The following is a 2,139-nucleotide window of genomic DNA, read 5'->3' on the forward strand; positions in this document are numbered from 1 at the left end:
CGTAATAGCTCACTGGTCTAGTGATTCCGCGCCGACAATGTAGCGGGGCTCAAGCGTACCGCCGAAGTCGTGTCATTGCAGCCACGACCCTGGTCGTGAACGCCGCCCAGACCCTGCGGTCCGTCACCCATGTCGCCACGGGCAGCCTCTACGGTCTCGCCGACGCCAGCACCCCGGCCGACAGCCTCGTCCAGCCGCTGAAGCCGAACACCTTCGTCCAGATGGCACCCGGCGGCCACCAGTTGCCCAATGGTGAGCCCAGCCCCGCCGGCGACTCCCTGGTCGTCGCCCCCAAGGCCGCCAGGGCCGGTGCGAAGGTCGTCGTCCGGATGCCCGACTGGTACCCCGACTTCCCCTACAAGTGGGTGAGCTGGAGCGACTGGCTGTCCGCCGTCGACACCCAGGTCGCCTCGGTCAAGTCCGCCGGCGCCGGCAACATCAGCGCGTACGAGCTGTGGAACGAGCCCGACTGGACCTGGGACACCACCAACGCCGGTGCCTTCGACGCGGGTTGGGCACGCACGTACAAAGAGGTACGCGCCAAGGACACCGCCACTCCCATCCAGGGCCCCAGCCACTCGGCGTGGAACCAGAGCTGGATGAGCCAGTTCCTCACCGACGCCAAGGCCAGTGGCACCGTCCCGGATGTCATCGCCTGGCACGAGCTCCAGGGCAGCAAGGACATCGCCGCGCACGTCTCCGCGTACCGCTCCCTTGAGAGCAGCCTCGGCATCAGCCCGCGGCCGATCTCCATCGAGGAGTACGCGACACCGAGCGAGATGGGGATACCCGGCGCCCTCGTCGGCTACGCCGCCAAGTTCGAGCGCGCGGGCGTCCACGACGCGGAACTCGCCTTCTGGAACCACTACGGAACACTTGGCGACACCCTCACCGACACCGGCGGATCGCCCAACGGCTCCTACTGGCTCTACAAGTGGTACGGCGACATGTCCGGGAACATGCTCACCACCACTCCCCCGGCGCAGACCGGCATCGACGGCGCCGCCTCGCTCACCGGTGACGGCCGGCAGATCAGCGTGATCTTCGGCGGAGGCACCGGCTCGACGGCCGTCACCGTGAACGGACTCGGCTCCCTGTCCGCCTTCGGCGGCACGGTGCACGTGAAGCTGGAGTACACCCCGTCCAAGGGCCGCACCACGGCCGTCTCCGCCCCGTACACCATCTCCGAGAGCGACTATCCGGTCAGCAACGGCTCTATCACCGTCCCCGTCGCGATGAACGCGTCCGACGGTTACCACCTGGTCGTCACGCCCAGCGGTACGTCCGCCTCGCTCGCCGGGCGCTATCAGATCACCAACAAGAACAGCGGGCTCGCGCTGGACACACAGAGCGCGGGCACCGCACAGGGCACCGCCGTCGTCCAGGCCGCGTCGACCACCGGCACCGACCAGAACTGGACGCTGGTGTCGGCGGGTTCGGGCCTCTACAAGATCGTGAACCAGGCCAGTGGTCTGCTGCTCGGGATCAACGGCATGAGCACGGCTGCCGGAGGTACGGCCCTGGTCTGGGGCGACAACGGCACCAGCGACCACCTCTGGCAGCTGATCCCCGCCGACAACGGCTACTACAAGATCGCCAACTACAACAGCGGCCTCCTGCTCGGCGTCACCAGCATGAGCACCTCGTCCGGCGCCCAAGTCCTCCAGTGGGACGACAACGGCACCGCCGACCATCTGTGGAAACTCACCTCGCGCTGAGTGCCCGGCCGAACACTCCCGCGCCTGCCGCCCACCGCAGGCGCGGGAGCGTTCGGCGTCGGCGTCGGCGTCGGCGCACACCTGGACGAATACCATGAAATGGTAAATTCAAAGGTCCCGAACGGGGCCGTGCACCGCTTGTCGGCGTGGTCTCGTTTTCCGGGCGCGAAGGCTGTGATGCCGGCGATGAGTCTTTCCCGAATGGCACGCCGCACCCGCCTCGGTGGCTCGCGCCTTGCTGTGCCCTCTTGATCACGAGCCGCTCGGTCGCTTCAGGCCCGGCAGCCACCACAGCGCTCTCGGACGCGTCGCCCGGCACCACGAACGCAGCCGGTTCCGCTTCCGAGCGGACGGCGCTGAAGCCCATCGATCCGGCCGCATTCCAGTCGGCCGCGGATGCCGCCGCCAGCGGGCGGCGAGC

Annotated in this window: 1 protein-coding gene; it reads left to right on the forward strand. The window is 68.2% G+C overall.

The window, feature by feature from the left end; all coding sequences use genetic code 11:
• Positions 1–95 precede the first annotated feature (95 nt).
• On the forward strand, positions 96–1,718 hold the full coding sequence (locus ABZ656_RS57585) for an RICIN domain-containing protein (RefSeq protein ID WP_360280693.1): 1,623 nt from the start codon (positions 96–98) through the stop codon (positions 1,716–1,718).
• Positions 1,719–2,139 lie beyond the last annotated feature (421 nt).

This window comes from Streptomyces sp. NPDC007095, assembly GCF_040634475.1.
Taxonomy (GTDB): Bacteria; Actinomycetota; Actinomycetes; order Streptomycetales; family Streptomycetaceae; genus Streptomyces.